This is a genomic window from Burkholderia sp. MR1-5-21 (assembly GCF_053427715.1).
This window is the reverse complement of record NZ_JBSAXD010000178.1, coordinates 1-233: the sequence shown is the minus strand read 5'-3', so window position 1 is coordinate 233 and position 233 is coordinate 1. Positions and strand designations below refer to the sequence as shown.

General features: G+C 67.0%; 1 protein-coding gene. It reads right to left on the bottom strand.

Going from position 1 to position 233, the window contains the following annotated elements; genetic code table 11:
* On the bottom strand, positions 1–233 hold a 233-nt coding region (locus ACV229_RS40970; protein ID WP_448088715.1), incomplete at both ends, for an ATP-binding cassette domain-containing protein.

The window sequence follows — 233 nt, the reverse complement described above, 5'->3', positions numbered from 1 at the left end:
ACGAGCAGGTTCTCGACGACCGTCAGCGACTTGAACAGCCGGATGTTCTGGAACGTCCGCACGAGGCCCTTCACCGCGATCTGGTGGCTCGCGAGTCCGGCGATCGGGTGGCCGTCGAGCACGACGTGGCCCCCGGTCGGCTTGTAGAACCCGCCGACGCAGTTGAACACCGTGGTCTTGCCCGCGCCGTTCGGCCCGATGATCGCGAACACCTCGTCGCGGCGCACGTCGAA